The following is a 17821-nucleotide window of genomic DNA, read 5'->3' as shown; positions in this document are numbered from 1 at the left end:
CCCCCTCAACCGGACCCACCCCGCCTTCGACGGTTGGCCGCGAGCTGTCGGGACGGCCGGGGCCCGGAAACGAAAACGCCCACCGGTTGGTGGGCGTTTCCTTGAAGCGTTGCATGCTGCCAGTGGCCGTTACATCACCTTGGATTGCTCCAGCTCGACCTGCAGGGTGCTGGCCAGCTCGTCGCGGGAGACTTCGAACTGCTGCTCGCGCACCAGGTCCTTCACCGCCACCACGCCGCGCGCCAGCTCGTCCTCACCGGCCAGCACCACGAAGCGGATGCCCGCCTTTGCGGCGTACTGGAACTGCTTGCCGATCTTCTTCGGCTCCATCTGCACTTCGGTGTTGATGCCACCGGCGCGCAGGCGGCGGGCGATGTCCAGCGACTGCGGCATGCCCTGCTCGTCCATCAGTGCCACCAGTGCCTGCACGCTGCTGGCCTCGATGCCATCGATCAGGCCGGCTTCGCGCAGCTGCCAGAACAGGCGCGACAGGCCGATGGAGATGCCCACGCCCGGCAGCTTCGACTTGCTGTAGTGGCTGGCCAGGTCTTCGTAGCGGCCGCCCGAACAGATCGAGCCGATCTGCGGATGGTCGGTCAACGTGGTCTCGTAGACGGTGCCGGTGTAATAGTCCAGGCCGCGCGCGATGGAGAAATTCAGGCAGTACGCGCTCTCCGGCACACCCAGCGCCTGCACCAGCTGCAGCACTTCGCGCAGCTCGGCCACGCCGGTGCGCAGGATTTCCGAAGAGCCGCCGTCGGCTTCAAGCGTGGCCAGCTGCGCCAGCGCATCGGCATGGCCCTGCGAACGCACGGCCACAAAGGCCAGGATCTTCTCGACCTGCTCGCCCGGGATGTTGAAGCCCTCGCCCACCAGCGTCTCGCGCACGTAATCGGCGCCGCGCTTGTCCAGCTTGTCCACTTCACGCAGCACCGCCAGCTGGCGCTCGCCTTCGGCCACGCCCAGGCTCTCGAAGAAGCCGCGCATGAGCTTGCGGTTGTTCAGCTGGATGCTGAAGTCACCGATGCGCAGTTCCGAGAACACGGCGTGGATGACCGCCAGCACTTCGGCATCATAGCGAACGCTCAGGCTGTCCTTGCCGATCACGTCGATGTCGCACTGGTAGAACTCGCGGAAACGGCCGCGCTGAGCACGCTCGCCGCGGTAAACGCGCTGCATCTGGTAGCGACGGAACGGGAAGGTGAGTTCGTGTTCGTGCTCGGCCACGTAGCGTGCCAGCGGCACGGTCAGGTCGAAGCGCAGCGCCATCTCCGGCAGCGAACGGTCGCCCGATTCGGCCGCATTGGCCAGCGCACCGGTGGACTGCACGAAGTACACCTGGCGCTCGGTCTCGCCGCCGGACTTGGTCAGCAGCACGTCGGACAGCTCGAACACCGGCGTCTCCACCGGCAGGAACCCGAAGCGCTCGTAGTTGCGGCGGATCACGTCCAGCATGCGCTGGAACGCAATCTGCTCGCGCGGCAGCAGTTCAAGGGTGCCGGGCGGGGTACGGGGCTTGATCACGGGCGGAACTCCTGCTGGAACGGGACGTGGGAGGGGGCGACATTCTAGCGCCCCCGCCTCGGGCAGGGTCGAACGGCCGCTTGAAGTATCATAAGGCCCTCCCCCGCCCGCGATACGCCCCCGCAACATGTCACGGCCTTCCGGCGCTCCGCCCGCCACCAACGATCCCGCCTCGCCGTCCTGCACCACGCTGGACTGCCTGCACTGCTCGGTTCGCCACCTTGCGGTGTGCTCGGCGCTGTCGCCCGATGAAGTGCAGGCGCTGGAACAGGTCACCGTTTCGCAGCAGGTCAGCATGGGCAGCACGCTGGCCCGCACGGGTGAAGAACGCGACCATGTCTATACATTGACTGCCGGCGCACTGCGCCTGGTACGCACCCTGGCCGACGGCCGCCGCCAGATCAACGGCTTCGTGCTGCCCGGCGACTACCTGGGCCTGAGCGGCAGCGACCATCACCGCTACGACATCGAAGCCATCGCCGACAGCCGTGTCTGCCGCGTCGCGCTGCCACAGATGAAGGCGCTCCGCAGCCGCTTCCCGCACCTGGAGCGCAAGCTGCTGCAGCGTGCCTGCCAGGAACTGGATGCCGCGCAGGACGCTGCACTGGCGCTGGCACGCCTGCAGCCGGCCGAGAAGCTGGCTGATTTCCTGCTGCGCCTGGCCGCGCGTGAAGCCAGGCTGGGCGGCGACGGCCTGCGCGTGTCGCTGCCGATGGGCCGAGGCGACATCGCCGACCATCTGGGCCTGACCATGGAAACGGTCAGCCGCACCTTCACCAAGCTGCGCCAGCAAGGGCTGATTGCCCTGCCCCACCTGAACGTAGTGGAGATCCTCGACGAGGACGGGCTGCGCACGCTGGCCGGTGAAGGGTTGATCTGACCGCACTGCGGTTGCTGGGATTGCCGGCCAGCGGCCGGCAATCCCATCCATCTCCGATCAACGCAACAACACCTCGCGCAACGCCGCGTAATCGGCGGCCAACGGTTCGGCGTGCGCCGCCCGTTGCAACAACGCATCCAATGCCGGCGGCACGGCCACAGGTTCGCCGATCAACGGCTCGACCACGGCCTCGAACTTGGCCGGATGCGCGGTGGCCACCACCGCCCAGTCGCCCTTGGCACCACGGGCGCGCAGGTCCTGCAGCACCTTCACCGCCGTAGCCGTATGCGGGCAGAACAGCTCGCCCCTGCTGGCATGCGCGGCGGCAATGGTGGCCCGGATGGTCACGTCATCCACCGCAAACGCCCGGAAGGCAGCACGCAGTTCGGCATCGTCACCCTGGTAGAGCCAGCGCAGGCGCTCGAAGTTGCTGGGCGCCCCCACATCCATGGCATTGGCCACGGTCGCCACGCTGGCCTGCGGGTGGTACTCGCCACCGTTGAAGTACGCCGGCAATACGGCGTTGGCATTGGTGGCCAGCACGATCTGTCCGATCGGCACGCCCAGCGCGCGCGCCAGCACTGCGGCCATTGCGTTGCCCAGGTTGCCGGTCGGTACCACCAGGTTGAGCCGGCGACGATGCAACGCGTAGTGGCTCAGTGCCGTATGTGCGTAGTAACTCATCTGCGGCAGCAGGCGACCGAGGCTGATGCTGTTGGCCGAGCTCAGCGGCACCTGTGCCTGCAGTTCGCGGTCGGCCAGCGCCTGCTTGACCATGGCCTGGCAGTCGTCGAAGGCACCGGCCACGCACAGCGCCTGGATGTTGTCACCGAAGCAGCCGAGCTGGTGCGCCTGGCGCGGTGACACGCGGCCATCCGGATACAGCACCACCACGCGTACGCCTGGCTGGCGATGGAAGGCCGCGGCAACGGCGGCGCCGGTATCGCCAGAGGTGGCGACGACGATGGTCAGTTCGCGGTCCTTGCCGGCCTGCAGCCGCGACAGCGTACCGGCCAGGAAACGCGCACCAATGTCCTTGAACGCCGCCGTCGGTCCATGGAACAGTTCCAGCACGTGGTCACCGTCACCGAGCGCGCGCAGCGGCACCGGGAAGTCGAACGCCTCGCGGCAGATCGACGGTAATGCGGCCTCCAGCGCATCCCCGGCGAAGAACGGTGCCAGCAGGTCTGCAGCGGTATCGGCCAGGGTCGCACCGGCTTCCAGCTCACGTGGCGCCGGCAGTGCCTGGGGCACGTACAGGCCACCATCGGGTGCCAAGCCTGCAGCGATGGCCGCGCTGAGGCCAACGGCCGGGGACCGGCCGCGGGTCGAAACGAATTGCATGGGTTCAGTATCCAAAGAGGGAGAAGGATTCAGCACAGCCGGGCTCCCGGCGCATCCAGCGGCGACACCCAGGCATCGCTGTCGAAGCCGGCAGCAGCGAATGCGGCCTGCACCGGCGCCGCGGCAGCGTGGGCCTGGTCGGCATCTTCGAACCAGGCGAATACGCTGGGGCCGGCACCGGAGATGCCCGCGCCCATTGCACGGGCTGACAACGCCGCATCGCGAGCCATCTCGAAGCCGCCGATCAGACCCGCCCGTCGCGGCTCCACCAGCACATCGCGCAGGCCAGCGCGCACCAGCGCCGCGTCGCTGCGATGGCAGCCGCTGAGCACCAGCGCAAGATTCGCACTCTGCGCCACGAATTCACCCAGCGCATAGCTGCCTTGCAGCGCCTGGCGTGCCAGACGGGTTTCCAGCACCGCGTGCGGGTGCACCAGCAGGCTGTGCCAACTGGCTGGCACAGGGATCGTCAGCAGGCGGTCAGCCGTGCACAACGCCAGCCCGCCGAGCAGCAGCGGCCCCACGTTGTCACCATGGCGGCCCCCACTGGCCACGGCCTCGCCATCCAGTGCAAACGGGTACAGCGCCTCGCGCGAGAGCGGCGCATCCAGCAATGCATTGGCAGCAACCAGCGCAGCGACGGACGAGGCTGCCGAGCCCCCCATGCCGGAGCCGAATGGAATGCCCTTGTCGATCTCCACCGCGAAGCCGAAGTGCAGGCCCAGCCCTGCGCGCAGCGACATCAACGCCGCACCTGCCGTGTTTCCGGCCGCCTCCAGCGGCAGTTCGACCGCACTGCCGCGGATCGCCTCGATGCGCACCACCGGCTCATCGATACGCCGCACGCTCACCGTATCGCCAACGCCTGCAATGGCATGCCCCAGTATGTCGAAGCCCACCGCCACATTGGCCACCGAGGCGGGCGCAAATGCACGTGCGATCACAGGCGTGCTCCCTCGCCAGCGGCTACCCGCAGCAGGTCGGCGAACACGCCCGCCGCCGTCACTTCCGGTCCAGCGCCCGGTCCCTGCACCACCAGCGGGTTGTCGCAGTAGCGGCGGGTACGGAACTGCACCACGTTGTCGGTCAGCCGCAGGTTGGCGAAGGCATGGTCGGCCGGCAGTTCCTGCAGGCCCACCGAGGCGCCGTCGGTGCCCAGCCGTGCCACGTAGCGCAGCACCGCGCCACGCGCCCGTGCATCCTGCAGGCGCTGCAGCAGGCTAGCGTCGGACTCGCCCAGCCGTGCCATGAAGTCATCCACGCTGCCGTCGCGCAGCAGTGCCGGCACCAGGCTTTCCACCTGTACCTGTTCCAGGCTGAGCGCGTGGCCGGCCTCGCGTGCAAGGATCACCAGCTTGCGTGCCACGTCCACACCGGACAGATCATCGCGCGGATCCGGCTCGGTATAGCCCATCGACCGCGCCTGCGCGACCAGCTGCGAGAACGGCTGGCTGCCATCGAAGCGGTTGAACAGCCAGGCCAGCGTGCCGGAGAAGATGCCCTCGATGGCCAGCACCTCGTCACCCGTATCGACCAGATCGCGCAGCGTGGTGATCACCGGCAGGCCCGCGCCCACCGTGGCCTCGTAGCGGAAGCGCGCACCACTGGCCGCTGCGGCGGCGCGGATGCGCTGGTAGCGCGGCAGCGGCCCGGCACCCGCCTGTTTGTTCGGGGTGACCACATGGATGCCTGCCGCCAGCCAGCCCTCGTAGCGCTCGGCCACCTCGGCACTGCCACTGCAGTCGATCACCACCGCATGCGGCAGGTGCGCAGCCAGCAGGTGCTCGGTGAAACGATCAAGATCGCTGGATTCACCCGCGTCCCGCAGGGCCTCGCGCCAGTCCGCATGCAGGCCGTCCACTTCCAGGCGCATGCGCGAACGCGAGGCCAGCGCACGCAGGCGAAGATCCACATTGGCCTTGGCCAGCAGCTGCGGGCGCGCGGCCAGCAACTGGTCCAGCAGTGCGGCGCCAACGTTGCCGGGCCCGATCACACCGACCGCGAAGGTCTGCGGCGACAGCCAGAAGCCTGCATGCGCCGCGCGCAACGCACGGGTGGCATCGGCACTATCCACGGCGACCGAGATGTTGCGTTCGGACGAGCCCTGCGCGATCGCCAGGATGTTCACCTGCGCACGCCCCAGTGCCTCGAACAGGCGCGCCGCCACACCTGGCTGCCCGGCCATGCCGTCACCGACCGCAGCCAGTACGCTGACGCCCTCACTGACCTGCACGCGCTGCACCTGTCCCGCTGACAGCTCGTGCGCAAATGCGTGCAGCAGTGCCTCGCGGCCGCGCGCAGCTTCGGCGGCGCGCACCACGCAGCAGATCGAATGTTCCGAGGAACCCTGCGAGATCATCACCACAGAGACCTGCGCCTGGCGCAGGGCGGCAAACACACGCTCGGCGGTACCCGGCACGCCGATCAGGCCAGTGCCCTCCAGGTTCAGCAGCGCCAGCCCGGGACTCAGGGTCAGGCCCTTCACCGGCCCGCGCGGCGAGCGCTCGGCGCTGATCCGCGTACCCGGATGCGCCGGCTGGAACGTATTGCGGATGAAGATCGGCAGGCCGAGTCGGATCGCCGGCGACATCGTCTGCGGATGCACCACCTTGGCGCCGAAGTACGCCAGTTCGCAGGCCTCGTCGTAGCTCAGCGCTTCCAGCTGCACCGCCTCGGGCACCAGCCGTGGGTCCGCCGACAGCACGCCATCGACATCGGTCCAGATGTGCAGCTCGTCAGCGTTGAACAGCGCGGCAAAGATCGCACCGGAATAGTCGCTGCCGTTGCGACCGAGGGTGGTGATGCGGTCATCGCGATCGCGTGCGACGAATCCGGTGGCAACCAGGCGCGACTGCGGATGCTGCAGGCGCCACTTGGCCAGGCGGTCGGCACTGGCTTCCCAGTCGACATCCACGCCGAGTTCGCCATGCCCGACCACCAGCACATCGCGCGCGTCGAGTACCGCGCAGTCTTCGCCCAGCGCGCGCAGATGCGTGCCGAGCAGCTGTGCGGAAAACACTTCGCCCAAGCCCTGCACACGGTCCAGCACCTCGCGCGGCAGCTCGCCGATCACTTCCAGCGCGGCCAGCACTTCGGCCAGCTGATCGAAGCGGGCGTCGATCCATTCGACCGTCTCGCCCACCTGCTCGCCCAGCAGCGCCACGGCAGCGCCGCGATGGCGTGCGCGCAGGGCATGCCAGGCCTCACGCCAGCCTCCATCGCCCTTGGCCGCCAGCTGGGCCAGTTCGATCAGCGCGTCGGTGACGCCCTTCATCGCCGAGACGACAGTGACCTGCAGCGATTCGGGACGGGCCAGCAACAGGCCGCCCACATGGCGATAGCGTTCGGCATCGGCCACCGAGGTGCCGCCGAACTTGTGCACGACGGTGAACGCGGCAGCCAGGTCGGCCGGGGCAACGGAATGAGCGGGGGCGTGGGGAGACATGCAGACCTCGGTAGGAGGCCCCGTCGCATGCAGGTGTCGAGTTTCCCCGCCACCTGTAGGGTGCGGGGCCGTGGTTTTCGGGAGTTACACGAAGACGACGGGCCGCACCAGGGCAGTGGTGGCGGTGGTGGTGGTAATGGTGGTGATGGTCGCGACCGGCGCAGTCGAACGGCCGGCAATGGCGGGGGCGATCAGGCTGGCGTGGGCGGCATCAAGAACCATGGCGCACAGAAAACACCGTGCGCCTGCCGCTGTCAAGTGCTGCGATGCAAAAAACCGATGCAGCGATCATCGGCCAACGTGCCGACATTTGGTTGCAACTGAGACAAAGCCGGCATCAGCACGCTTGACGACTGCATTCAGCCGGCATGTTCGGCGATCGCCCGTGGTGTGCGATGCGCATGCGCGCACAGCATCACACCGGCCACCAGGAACACGATCGCCAGTGCTTCCAGCAGCGAGGGCCAGCGCTGCTGCCAGGCGAAGGCATAAAGCAACGCGAACAAGGTCTCGAACACGATCATCTGGCCGGTCAGGGTCAGTGGCAGCAGGCGGCTGGCGCGGTTCCAGAATGCGTTGCCGAGGATCGAGGCCACCACTGCCACGCCGGCGCTGATCGCCCAGAACCCGCTCCATTGCGCCGCCGTATGGCTGCCGGTGTGCCCGCTGAAGGCCATCGGCACCAGCAGCAGGGCCAGGCCGCCAGTGGTGACGCCGGTCAGCAGCGACCAGTCATGGCTGGACAGGTCTGGCCTGCGCGCCAGCCAGCGGCTGTTGCCGATCGAGTACAGCGCCCACGAGAACAGCGCACCGAACGCGCACAGCAGCCCGATCAGGCGCTGCCGCCACGGGGTGACCAGGTGCTCGGACATCAGCGCTTCCCAACCCACCAGGGCGACCCCCAGCACGCACAGCCCCAGTGCCGGCAGCAGCTGTTTCAGTGGTACAGCGCCCGGCTCGCGCACGCCAACGAGGGTGACCACCACCGGTATCAGGCCGACGATCAGCGATGCCGCAGCGCCACCGGCCCACTGCACGGCGGTCGCCAGCAGCAGGAAATACACCAGGTTGCCTGCCAGGCTCAGCCACAGCAGGCCGATCCATTCGGCACGGCCCAGCCGCAGTGCCAGCCGCTTCCATCGCGGCAGCAGCAGGGCGACTGCCATCAGGCCATAGACCAGGTAGCGGCCGGCGGACAGTTGCAGCGCATTGAACGACTGAAGCACGGCAGGCGCGAGAAAGACCACGCCCCACAGCGCGCCAGCGGCCACGCCATTGGCGATGCCCACGGCCATCGGGTTGTTGCGCATTCGGGTTGTCCGGGGGGATGGAACGGGCCGCGCAGTGTAAGCGCTGGCCGCTGGGCGCTCTTGACCCAGGCTGCTGCCTTGTCACCTCTGTAGAGCCGAGCCAATGCTCGGCTGCGATTCGCCGTTGTGCAGACAAGGGCAGCCGAGCATCGGCTCGGCTCTACAACTCAGCCGGCACCCCTGCGCCACGCAGCGGGGGTCTGGCCACATTCGCGGCGCAGCGCACGGGTCAGTGCGCTCTGCTCGGAATAACCTGCAGCCAGTGCGATATCGCTGATCGGCGCGGCAGTGGTGCGCAGCTGATGCTTGGCCCAACGCAAGCGGCACGCACTGAGCCAGGCCTGCGGGCTCAGCCCGAACTCGCGCTGGAACAATGCGTGCAACCGGCCCTCGCTGACACCGACAAATCCGGCCATCCGGGCAACCGGCCAGGCCCGGCCGGGATCGGCCTGCACCGCCGCGCACAGGCCCTGCATGCGCGCCCCACTGCCCGCCGGTGCAAATACCTGCAGCAACTGCGGCAGCAACGCCGGCATCGGCTGCCCTGCCTGCACCTCGGCCAGGCGCAGACGCAATGCCAGCGGCAGATGCAGCCAGCGCTGGCGGCACAGATGCTCCTGCGTGCCGTCATCCAGCACGCCTGGAGGACAATCAACGATCACGAAACCATTGGGGCCGTCCGCCATCTGGTCATGTGCTTCGCCGGCGGCCACAAATGCCCCCTGCAGCAGGTCCAGCCGGCCGCCGCGCCCTTCCATCTCGAACTGCAGTTCGCCCTGCAGCGGAAGCACCCACTGCGCGTAGTCATGGCGGTCCAGGCCGGTGGCCTGCCCGTAGTGCCGCAGATGGAAGATGGCGCCCATCCGGGCAGTGTGCGCGTGTAACAACGGCCGTGCAAACCGCTGCTATAGTCGATCCGTCATCCAACGCAGGGGGTGCAGGTCATGACCCATCAGCAGCTGTCCCTGGTGCTTGCCACCAGCCTCGGCCTGGCGCTCACCGCCTCGGCCTCCGCGCAGGAACGTACGCCACCGGCCCCGCACTGCATGGACGCGGTCGGCGTCCAGGAAGTGGAGCAGGCTTCATCGCGTTCAATCGCCCTGCGAGCCGCCTCGGGCCAGGCCTATCGGATCGACTTCAGCGAAGAGTGTCCCGGCGTCCGCGGTGCCACCACGCTGAAACTTGAAGCACCCGCCGGCTGGGCCTGCGGTCGCCCCAGCGAGCGTGTGGTGGTCGATGGCCGCAGCTGCGCGATCAGCGCGGTGACCCCCGTGCAGGATCGCGACTACGCCAGCGTTGCCCGCGACAGCGATCGCCTGCGCATGGCCACCCTGCCCGCCCTGACCATCCGCGAGCGCAGGGACATCCGCCGCAGTTTCGGTGGTTCGCCGTCGTACTGCTTTGCCACGCGCAACGTGCGCGCGTGGTCGTCCGACCCGCAGGGCATGCTGGTGGAGACCAATCCGCATCGCAATGGGGGTCACCGCTACTATCGCGTGGAGCTTGGCAGCCACTGCCGCCAGCTCGACCGTGCGCCACAGCTGAGCTTCCACTCCGGCATGCAGAACGGCCTGATCTGTGGCAATCCGGGCGATCGCATCCTCACCGCCGGATTCGAGAATGGTGACCTGCGCAACGACGCGCTGGCGCCGCTGCCGCAGTACACCCGCGGCGGCTGCACGATCCAGGCGGTCTATCCGGCTTCCAGCCAGGCGTCGAACTAACCGTCGACGCCGAGGAACGCAAACGGTGCGCTGGGCACGAAGTGGCCCAGCGCGTCGCCGGAAAAGGTATTGCGCTGGTCCGGACCGAGATCGAGCTTGAGCACCTTGCCGCCGAAATCGACCTTGTTCAGGTCGACCCAGAAGGTGTTCGGTGTCAGTGCCGATTCGAAGAAGTACAACCGCCGCTTGTGGTCGGCCACGGTGCGCCAGCGCGTGGATGAAATATTCGGTTCGCCCGGGGTGGTGATGCCATACGGTACCGAGGCGTTGCGGATCACGCTGAACACACTGGCCAGCGCCACCACCGGGTCTTCCGCCTTGGGAATGGCGTTGATGTAGAACGAGGCGCGCGCGAAACGGTCGGCTGAGCGGTTGGTGCCCGGCAGCATCACCGTGCCGCCGATCTGCTGCCAGTAGCTGTTGAGTGCCAGCTGCTGCTCGAAGATCGGTGAGTTGGTCATCACCTGGTAGCGCCGGTCATGGTGGATCACCTGGCGACCGCCGATGTATTCGACGATGGCGCTGTCGCCACTGGCATCTGACAGCGACAGGTGCAGCGTGGCCTGGCGGTCTTCGCCCGGCACCTTGTCGGTGACGATCGAGTACGGCTCGCGCTGCAGCGCCGCGACCGCCTCGTCTACGGTGGCGAAGTTGTCCAGCACATACTGCGCCCATAGTGAGATGGCCAGGCCCGGCTTGTTGCCGCGCTGCTTCGGATACTCCGATTCGACCAGCCACAGCAGGTTGGCCACCAGGCCTTTCTCGTTCATGCCATCGGTGGTCGATACGTCATAACCGGTGGCCACCACCGAGCCGTAGCGCGCCGTCCAGGCCACGACTTCGGCCCGGCCTGGCCGGTGCGCGCGATGCCGCGCGGCAGCACGTAGAGGTTGGTCGCCACATCGACCTTCCAGTCCATCGAGCGAGCGGTGATCACATCACCGTTGTCGCCCAGGTAGACCGCGCGCGTGCAGGCCAGCGCCGGTGCCACTGCGGCAGCCAGCGCGACCGCCAGCAGTGCCCTTTCCTTCCACTTCATCCGTGCCATGTCGTTGCGCTCCTTTCCCCGTGATCCGTGGATATGACGCGATTCAGGGTGACACAGCGGTGAAGCCCGGGCGAACCAGGCGATCGTGCAGCCAGAAACCTGCAAGCATCGCCGGCACCAACCAAAGCGCTTCGCGCGATCCCACCGCCAGCCCGGCGATTGTTCGGGGGTGAGATATTCCAAGGGGGCCGGGCGGGATAATTGATGCCGGACTACCCGGGATGTGGCGGGACTACCCAGTGCAGATCCGACGACGTGGCGCCAGCGGCAATCCATGCCAAGCGGCGGCGATTGTTGCGACATCGCAACATTTGAGCCAGCTTCACCCTCGATCCAAATGCCGCGCCGGCGCGGCATTTGCCTGAGTGAAATGCGTCGACGTCGACGCATTTCGGACACAATGTCCGTTTTGGCGTAGCAGCGTCACTGCACCGCTGGCCCAGCCCGGGCTATACCACACCGCCTGCTAAGCACCCAAAAGCGACATCGTGTCGCTTTTCGAGCCTCGTCATCAGATGACACCAGTCCTTGATCGTGGCGACCGTCGCCGGATTGCCGCTGTCGTCGGCGTAGGGCGCCCCGACGTAAGCCTTTGATTCAACAGTGCTCGCGTACTGTTCGGCGATGATTTTGTCGGCGACCGTCGCCGCGACGAGCGCCGACTGGATGCACCCGACGCGCATGGCGACACTTGCCCAGCCCGGGCTATGCCACACCGCCTGCCAAACTGCCAAAAGCGACTCAGAGTCGCTTTTCGAACGCCGCCATACGTTGCGCGGGGCCGTCCACCAGGGCAAAACGGCCGACGTCGGCCGTTTTCGTAAGGCCCATTGAATCGCGTGAAATGTCGCGACGTCGCGACATTTGGACAATACAGAAATCATGCGAATTCGCATGATTTGGCCGATACAGTGCCGATCACCAAAAGTGCCACTGTGGCACTTTTGCCAGTCATTGCCGCCTGTCTCACGCCCCAAATCGTGCGGCGCCGCACGATTTGCCTGCCATCCCCATAGAGGAAAAACGCTCGGCGCCGAGCGTTTTGAGCGAAATCTCATTTCTAGAAACTGGTTTCAGGGAATTGCCTCGACGCCACCGGAATACTTTCGTCACCCGGACAGCTGTCCGGTTTCATGAATGTCATCTGGAGCAAGAGCGTGTCGGCCAACAGAACCTTTTTCGATGAGGTTACGGACGTGATCCGTCTTGTCCTCAGTAGCGCGGATGTTCCGCATGCCGACGCCCTCGCGGTATCCAGCCAAGTGTGTGGTCGGATCAAGTCCCAATTTGGAGGCAGCACGATCTACCTGCCGACGAACCGGTCCAAGGCAGGAGGGCATGCCAGCAAGCTGGGGATGGAACTCCTCGACCTGGTTGAGGACGAACTCTCTCATCAACTGCGCCAGGCGGCCCTGCTGGATGACCTGGAGCTCGCCGCTGCGACCGAAGACGTTCGCCAGGAGCTGCTGGCTCGATGCTGCTCTCTTTGCATCTACGTACCCAGCGGGCAACGGGATGCCGCATTGGCAAGGGCACTACAGGCTCACTCCCACCTTCAGAACAACAAGAGCAGGAGCGAAATCGCGACGATGCTGAATGTATCGACCCAAGCCGTCTGCAAGATGATCAGGCGTGCAGAGAAACACCTCCAAGCGACGAACAAGCTAAAGGACGGTGAGCACCACAAGGAGTGCCAGGTATGACGCTTCGTTCATTCCAGATGCTTGCCATCGAGAGCGGCAAGCGGACCCTCTACTCGCTTTCCGTACCGTGCGCACCCGGACCCGGGTCCTCATGAGACAGCTGTCCGCTTCTGTTTCAATTCGCTCACAGACCCTGAGGTGAAAAATGGCTAAGAAGATTGGAAACGTGGATGCCGAGCTGGGCACCAGCGAGGCGACGCAGATGACTGAAACCGGCAGTGAAGGCGGCCAGGCTGAACTGGAGATATTGATGGGCGAAGGCCAGGTTCGGGTGGCCGGCCAACAGCTCTCTGTACGTGAGTACACCTTCGCCGAGGGGCTTTTCATCCAGGCTACCGCTCGATCCTTCCTGGAAGATCTGTACGGCGTGTTCAAGCCAGGCAGCACCGTTCCCAGCTTCGAGCAAGTGAGTGCGATCTGCGCTCGCAATGCCGATGTGATTCTGGACCTGATGGCGAAGTCAGCCAATGTCGAACGCAGTTGGGTGGAGTCTCTGGCTGAGGCCGAGGGTGAACTGCTGATGCTTGCCTGGTGGAGAGTGAACTCCGGTTTTTTTATCCGTCGGGTCCTCCGGCGCGCAATCGCAGAGGCGCCCCAAAGCAACCCGTGAGCTGGGCCAAGGTCTTCAGCGCCTTGACCCAGGCGGGCTATGGGCCTTGCCAGCAACTGAAATCAATGACGGGACGTCAGTTGCAGCTTCTCTACCGCGAATCGCAGCTACAGCGCCGTCGCTTTCGCGCTGAACGCATCAACGACATGAATGCCGCCGTGAACGGCGCACCCAAGGAAACCGCAGCGCTGCTCAGGCATCTGCTGTCAGAGGAATAGTCATGGCAAGCAAGCGCAGCATGGAACTGGCGATGCGTATCGCCGTGGATATCGAGCAGGCGCAAAAGGCGCTGCCGGTATTGCAGCGTGGCTTGAGCTCGATTAAGGATGCTGGCAGTGCTGCTGGTGTTGGCTTTGACGCGTTGGCGCAGAAGTCCACCAAGGTTGCACAGGCCTTGGACAAAGCCAGCAGGAGCAGCTCTGAGTCCGCAGGCCGCATGGAAGAGGCGGGGGCAAGTGCTGCCAAGGGTGCCGCTGGCATGGAGGCAGCGGGCGGCTCGGCCAAAGCCATGTCAGCAGATGTTGCAGCTGCGGCAGATCGCGTGCGTGCATCTGGCACCGCCGTTCAAAAGACGGTTGCTGACGAAATTCGCATGATTGGAGAGCTTGATGCCCGGTTGCAGCGCGGTGCAGCAAGCATGGCCGACCTGGCTGAAACGGAGACCCTGCTCGATAGGGCGATGTCCAGAGGGTTGCTCAGCACCGAGGACTACAACAACGCAATCAAGACTCTGGATAAGCAGGGTGGCGCGCTCGCGCGCACTGAGCGACAGCGCGAGCAGGCCGTGGATGGGGCTGTAGGGCGCTACGACAAAGCCTCGGTCAAGCTCCAGAAGCTCGAGCAGGATGAGCGTGCACTCAAGGTTGCAGTAGACTCCGGCCGAATCAGTCGTGAGCAGTACAATCGCGCGTTGTCGGACCTGACCGCGCAACGCAATGCGGTCAAAAACGCTGATGCGCTCTCGCGCTCAATGGGTGCTGGGGCCGTATCTGCGGGCCAGTATCAGGCCGCCATGCGGCAGTTGCCTGCGCAAATCACCGATATCACCACCAGCCTGGCAACAGGCATGCCGATCTGGATGGTGGCGGTGCAGCAGGGCGGCCAGATCAAGGACTCTTTCGGCGGCATCGGCCCTGCTGCGAGGGCGGTGGCGGCGGCCATCAACCCGATGGTGCTGGCTGTCGGCGGTACCGCTGCGGTGCTGGGCTCTATGGCGTATATGGCCCACCGTGGCTACACGGAATTGCTATCGCTGGAGTCGGCGATCATCGCCAACGGTGGCAGCTCGGGCAGGACTGCTGGCCAGCTGAACCAGCTTGCCGGTGAGGTTGGCGGGCTGGTCAAGGACTACGACCTGGCGCGCGCGTCGGTGGAGCAGCTCACTCGAAGCGGTCAGCTCTCAGGAAAGACCCTGGACGATGCCAGTCGCGCAGCAGCTGCGATGGCAAAGCTGACGGGTGATTCCATCGATTCGACCACCGCCAAGATTTCCGAAATCGCCAAGTCACCTACCGAAACGCTGCGCAAGCTCAGTGACCAATATGGCTTCCTGACCGTTGAAGTCTACGAGCATGTGCGTTCTCTCGAAGAGCAGGGGCGCGAGACCGACGCGGTTCGGGTGGCGGTGGAGTATATGGCCGACGTCTACACCGAGCGGCTCAAGCGCGTGCAGGATGCCACTCGCGGCCTCACTGGCTTTGTGAGCCAGCTTCGTCAGGAGTGGCAGGCCTTTACGGCAGACCTGAAGAACATTTCCAACCCAACGCTGGAAATCGATATTGCCAAGACTCAGCAGCAGCTTGCGGCGCTGCGCAGTGGCGCTTTCGTTGCACCTCGATATCTGAGCGATCAGAACCGGGCCAACGATATCGCCGAGCTGGAGCGCCGACTGGCGCTGTTGAAGGCGCAGAAGGAAGACCAGGACGAACTCGCGTCGGGCGAGGCTTTTGTGACAGGACTGCGCCGAAAGGGTGTTGCCGTAGCAGATGACCTGGCACGTGCGCTCGATAGTGGTGCCAGCAAGGCCGAGAAGCTGAGAAAGGCCACTGCGGAGGTCGCCGATCAGTTCCGTACGCTTCGTGCGATCAGCCCCGGCAGCGACCTGCTCAAGGGAGTGGTGTTTGGGGACGATGGCAGCGTCAGCGGCGGTGCCTATGACCGGCGCGTCAAGCAGCTACAAAGTCAGTTTCGGGAGACGACGCCCAAGGCTCGAAAATCCGACGCGCAGAAGGATGAGGCCGCTGCACAGCGAGAACTGGAGCGGCTAAAGCAGCAAATTCAGCTGGTTGGAACGCTGGATGAAATGCACAAGAAGGCTACCGAAAAGGCTCGTATCGAGGCCGCTATTGCCGAGGGTGAGTTCAAGAATGCCACTGCGCGCACAAAGCAAGAGCTGCTGGACAAGGCAGCGGAGAAAGACCTGGCTGACCAGCGCCTTGATGCTGAGCGGCAGCTGCTCGGGGTCAGGGATCGAATTGCCCAATTGCAGGGGCAAGGCCCGGATGCGGAACTGGCGAAGACCCGCCGAGAGCTGAACCTGCTCAAGCAGGAGCTGGAGCGGCTGGGCGAAACAGCCAAAGCGGCCGACGTCACCAAACTACTCAACTTGAGCGAGGCGAGCACACGCTTCAAGACGTTGCAGGAGACCTACAACCAGACGATGGGTGCGATCGCGCTCGAGCAGCAGCGCATCCAGGTCGAGCTTCAGGCGGGGCTCATTACCGAGGCGCAGGCTCAAGATCGCATTGTGGCGGTCTACCAAAGCAAGCTCAGCACCATCAGGGAGATTCTCCCGGAGATGCGTGCCATCGCGTTGACGCTCAAGGACCCGGCAGTCATTGCGGCGGTGGATCAGATTCAGCTGAAGCTCCAAGAGATGGGGCAAACAACCAGCCTTCTGCAACAGTCGATCCGCAACACCCTGGAAGGGTCATTCAAGAACCTGTTCATGTCCCTGGTTACGCAAACCGATTCACTGAGTGATTCGATTGCCAACTTCTTCTCCAGCTTGGCGCTGGGTATTGCCGAGTTCGCCGCAGCTCAGCTTGCTCAAGCCGCAGCCATGCGTCTTATGAGCCTGTTCCCCGGTTCGAGTGGCGGTGGAGATGGGGCGCAAGAGATGACCAAAGCAGCAACGGTTGCGGCAGCAGCCGGTGCAGCTATTGGCCTTGGTGCCGCGAAGCTGGAGACCTCTGCAACCACTCTGGGGTCCTCGGGACTCGGCCTGGTCATCGGCGCGCAGGCGGTCAGCAAGGCCGCTAGCCAGATGCAGGCTGCTGCCGCGGCTATGGCTGTGTCCAGTGCAGCCAGCTTTGCAACTGGTGGTTGGACCGGGCCTGGTGGTAAGTACCAGCCTGCCGGCATCGTGCATGCCGATGAATTCGTCTTGCGCCAGGAAGTGGTTCGTCAGTCTGGTGCCAAGACATTCCTCTCAGCATTCAATCGAGTGGGCATGGCTGCCATCGGCGGCTGGCGCGATGGCTACGCGGAGGGCGGCCCGGTCAGCCTTGGACAGCCCATGTCGGTCTCACAGCCAATGGCGAGGATGGTGGCTACTGGCGCTCCCGCGAGCCAGGCACCGCGCATTGGATTGCGGATGGTGAATGTGGTGGAGCCGAGCTTGCTGGCGAACTACCTGGATGACCCCGGGAGTGACCACGTGTTTATTAACAAGATCAATCGCAATTCCGAGGCGATCCGCCAGGTGTTGGGAGGCTGACGTGCAAGATAGACGCTCAAAGACTTGTGATCATCCGCTCAAATGCGGCTGCGCGCCCGCAGACGCGTGTCAGACACCAGCGGGCAGGGGTGCGGCTGACGATGGGCAGGGTCAGGGGTGGGCGACAAAGGTGAGCGACTTGGCGCCATTCTCAAATGAGGGCTCGGGTGTGATGGAGGGCCTTGCTGCCGCTCTTGCGCGTGCATTGCACAAGCTGAATTCAGAGGTGGACGTTCCTGCGGTAGTTGGAGCGGCTATTCAGTACGTCGCGCGGGAGCATGGCGGGGTCAATCTGTGCTTTCCGGTCTCCGCCGAAGGTGCGGGACGCCGCAGCGACACCAAGGCTCGCCGGGACGGATTCATTGCCGGATTGAAAGCGGAGGTCATCCGCCAACTGGTAATCCGTGGGTGCGACCAGGACAGACGCGAGGCGGCTGGTGCAGCGGCCGTGGCGTCTGTGCTGACGGCATTCTCTGGGGGATCGGTCTATATCCCATCGATGGCGGCTTACCGCC

14 protein-coding genes and 2 pseudogenes are annotated in these 17821 nt (G+C 65.2%); 6 read left to right on the top strand and 10 right to left on the bottom strand.

The genetic code is table 11. From position 1 onward, the window contains the following. Positions 1-129: 129 nt before the first annotated feature. Positions 130-1524 carry a histidine--tRNA ligase gene (gene hisS, locus ROV93_RS04040; protein ID WP_072169064.1) on the bottom strand — a complete coding sequence of 465 codons (1395 nt, stop codon included), beginning with the start codon at positions 1522-1524 and terminating at the stop codon, positions 130-132. 127 nt (positions 1525-1651) lie between these two features. Here hisS and ROV93_RS04035 point away from each other — a divergent pair, with 127 nt between their 5' ends. Beyond that, a complete protein-coding gene (locus tag ROV93_RS04035) occupies positions 1652-2404 on the top strand; it encodes a helix-turn-helix domain-containing protein (RefSeq protein WP_005416324.1) in 753 nt (250 codons plus the stop codon). 57 nt (positions 2405-2461) lie between these two features. Here the strand turns inward: ROV93_RS04035 and thrC are convergent, their stop codons facing one another. The 6 genes from thrC to ROV93_RS04005 all read right to left on the bottom strand — a co-directional run bounded on the left by thrC (position 2462) and on the right by ROV93_RS04005 (position 9366). Further along, entirely contained in the window at positions 2462-3748 is a 1287-nt protein-coding gene (gene thrC / locus ROV93_RS04030; RefSeq protein WP_072169063.1) for a threonine synthase, read from the bottom strand. A gap of 29 nt (positions 3749-3777) precedes the next feature. Next, complete coding sequence (locus ROV93_RS04025) at positions 3778-4692, bottom strand: homoserine kinase (protein WP_072169062.1); 915 nt, start codon at positions 4690-4692, stop codon at positions 3778-3780. Then, positions 4689-7193 (bottom strand): bifunctional aspartate kinase/homoserine dehydrogenase I, encoded by a 2505-nt coding sequence (gene thrA / locus ROV93_RS04020; protein WP_072169061.1) that lies wholly within the window; start codon positions 7191-7193, stop codon positions 4689-4691. The genes ROV93_RS04025 and thrA overlap by 4 nt, the downstream gene beginning before the upstream one ends. Before the next feature lie 84 nt (positions 7194-7277). After that, positions 7278-7415 carry a hypothetical protein gene (locus ROV93_RS04015; protein WP_172412145.1) on the bottom strand — a complete coding sequence of 46 codons (138 nt, stop codon included), beginning with the start codon at positions 7413-7415 and terminating at the stop codon, positions 7278-7280. A 137-nt stretch (positions 7416-7552) separates the two neighbouring features. Next, positions 7553-8503: a DMT family transporter gene (locus tag ROV93_RS04010; protein WP_180890605.1), complete on the bottom strand. Its 951-nt coding sequence runs from the start codon at positions 8501-8503 to the stop codon at positions 7553-7555. A 167-nt stretch (positions 8504-8670) separates the two neighbouring features. After that, positions 8671-9366, bottom strand: coding sequence for an AraC family transcriptional regulator (locus ROV93_RS04005; RefSeq protein WP_072169059.1), 696 nt, complete (start codon positions 9364-9366; stop codon positions 8671-8673). An 81-nt stretch (positions 9367-9447) separates the two neighbouring features. Here ROV93_RS04005 and ROV93_RS04000 point away from each other — a divergent pair, with 81 nt between their 5' ends. Continuing rightward, the gene (locus tag ROV93_RS04000; RefSeq protein ID WP_005416318.1) at positions 9448-10227 is read left to right on the top strand and encodes a DUF6491 family protein; all 780 of its coding nucleotides are present in this window, start codon (positions 9448-9450) and stop codon (positions 10225-10227) included. Here the strand turns inward: ROV93_RS04000 and ROV93_RS03995 are convergent. The 3 genes and pseudogenes from ROV93_RS03995 to ROV93_RS03985 form a co-directional block, all read right to left on the bottom strand. Further along, positions 10224-11275: pseudogene (locus ROV93_RS03995) on the bottom strand (linear amide C-N hydrolase). The gene ROV93_RS04000 and the pseudogene ROV93_RS03995 overlap by 4 nt on opposite strands. 43 nt (positions 11276-11318) lie before the next feature. Then, positions 11319-11435: pseudogene (locus tag ROV93_RS03990) on the bottom strand (YeeE/YedE family protein); the annotation flags it as partial. A gap of 289 nt (positions 11436-11724) precedes the next feature. Next, positions 11725-12159: a hypothetical protein gene (locus ROV93_RS03985; RefSeq protein ID WP_143568576.1), complete on the bottom strand. Its 435-nt coding sequence runs from the start codon at positions 12157-12159 to the stop codon at positions 11725-11727. A 249-nt stretch (positions 12160-12408) separates the two neighbouring features. On the opposite strand from ROV93_RS03985, the gene ROV93_RS03980 reads away from it, so the two are divergent. The 4 genes from ROV93_RS03980 (at position 12409) to ROV93_RS03965 (ending at position 17306) form a co-directional block, all read left to right on the top strand. Then, positions 12409-12978 (top strand): hypothetical protein, encoded by a 570-nt coding sequence (locus ROV93_RS03980; RefSeq protein ID WP_061782624.1) that lies wholly within the window; start codon positions 12409-12411, stop codon positions 12976-12978. A 145-nt stretch (positions 12979-13123) separates the two neighbouring features. Beyond that, complete coding sequence (locus ROV93_RS03975) at positions 13124-13588, top strand: DUF6631 family protein (protein WP_049450007.1); 465 nt, start codon at positions 13124-13126, stop codon at positions 13586-13588. Continuing rightward, a complete protein-coding gene (locus ROV93_RS03970) occupies positions 13585-13806 on the top strand; it encodes a hypothetical protein (protein WP_125899025.1) in 222 nt (73 codons plus the stop codon). Before ROV93_RS03975 ends, ROV93_RS03970 begins: the two co-directional genes overlap by 4 nt. Positions 13807-13808: 2 nt before the next feature. Then, positions 13809-17306, top strand: a complete 3498-nt coding sequence (locus tag ROV93_RS03965; RefSeq protein WP_049450005.1) for a phage tail length tape measure family protein — start codon at positions 13809-13811, stop codon at positions 17304-17306. The last annotated feature ends 515 nt before the right edge of the window (positions 17307-17821 follow it).

It is taken from the genome of Stenotrophomonas maltophilia group sp. msm4, assembly GCF_032025605.1.
Taxonomy (GTDB): Bacteria; Pseudomonadota; Gammaproteobacteria; order Xanthomonadales; family Xanthomonadaceae; genus Stenotrophomonas; species Stenotrophomonas sepilia.
The sequence above is the reverse complement of the archived record's forward strand: the minus strand, read 5'-3'. Positions and strand labels throughout refer to the sequence as shown.

Coding starts and splice junctions, on each gene's coding strand:
- ROV93_RS04000 (WP_005416318.1), top strand. CDS start 9,448: ATGACCCATCAGCAGCTGTCCCTGGTGCTTGCCACCAGCCTCGGCCTG.
- ROV93_RS04005 (WP_072169059.1), bottom strand. CDS start 9,366: ATGGGCGCCATCTTCCATCTGCGGCACTACGGGCAGGCCACCGGCCTG.
- ROV93_RS03975 (WP_049450007.1), top strand. CDS start 13,124: ATGGCTAAGAAGATTGGAAACGTGGATGCCGAGCTGGGCACCAGCGAG.
- ROV93_RS03980 (WP_061782624.1), top strand. CDS start 12,409: ATGAATGTCATCTGGAGCAAGAGCGTGTCGGCCAACAGAACCTTTTTC.
- ROV93_RS04010 (WP_180890605.1), bottom strand. CDS start 8,503: ATGCGCAACAACCCGATGGCCGTGGGCATCGCCAATGGCGTGGCCGCT.
- thrC (WP_072169063.1), bottom strand. CDS start 3,748: ATGCAATTCGTTTCGACCCGCGGCCGGTCCCCGGCCGTTGGCCTCAGC.
- ROV93_RS04035 (WP_005416324.1), top strand. CDS start 1,652: ATGTCACGGCCTTCCGGCGCTCCGCCCGCCACCAACGATCCCGCCTCG.
- ROV93_RS04015 (WP_172412145.1), bottom strand. CDS start 7,415: ATGGTTCTTGATGCCGCCCACGCCAGCCTGATCGCCCCCGCCATTGCC.
- ROV93_RS03985 (WP_143568576.1), bottom strand. CDS start 12,159: ATGATTTCTGTATTGTCCAAATGTCGCGACGTCGCGACATTTCACGCG.
- thrA (WP_072169061.1), bottom strand. CDS start 7,193: ATGTCTCCCCACGCCCCCGCTCATTCCGTTGCCCCGGCCGACCTGGCT.
- ROV93_RS03965 (WP_049450005.1), top strand. CDS start 13,809: ATGGCAAGCAAGCGCAGCATGGAACTGGCGATGCGTATCGCCGTGGAT.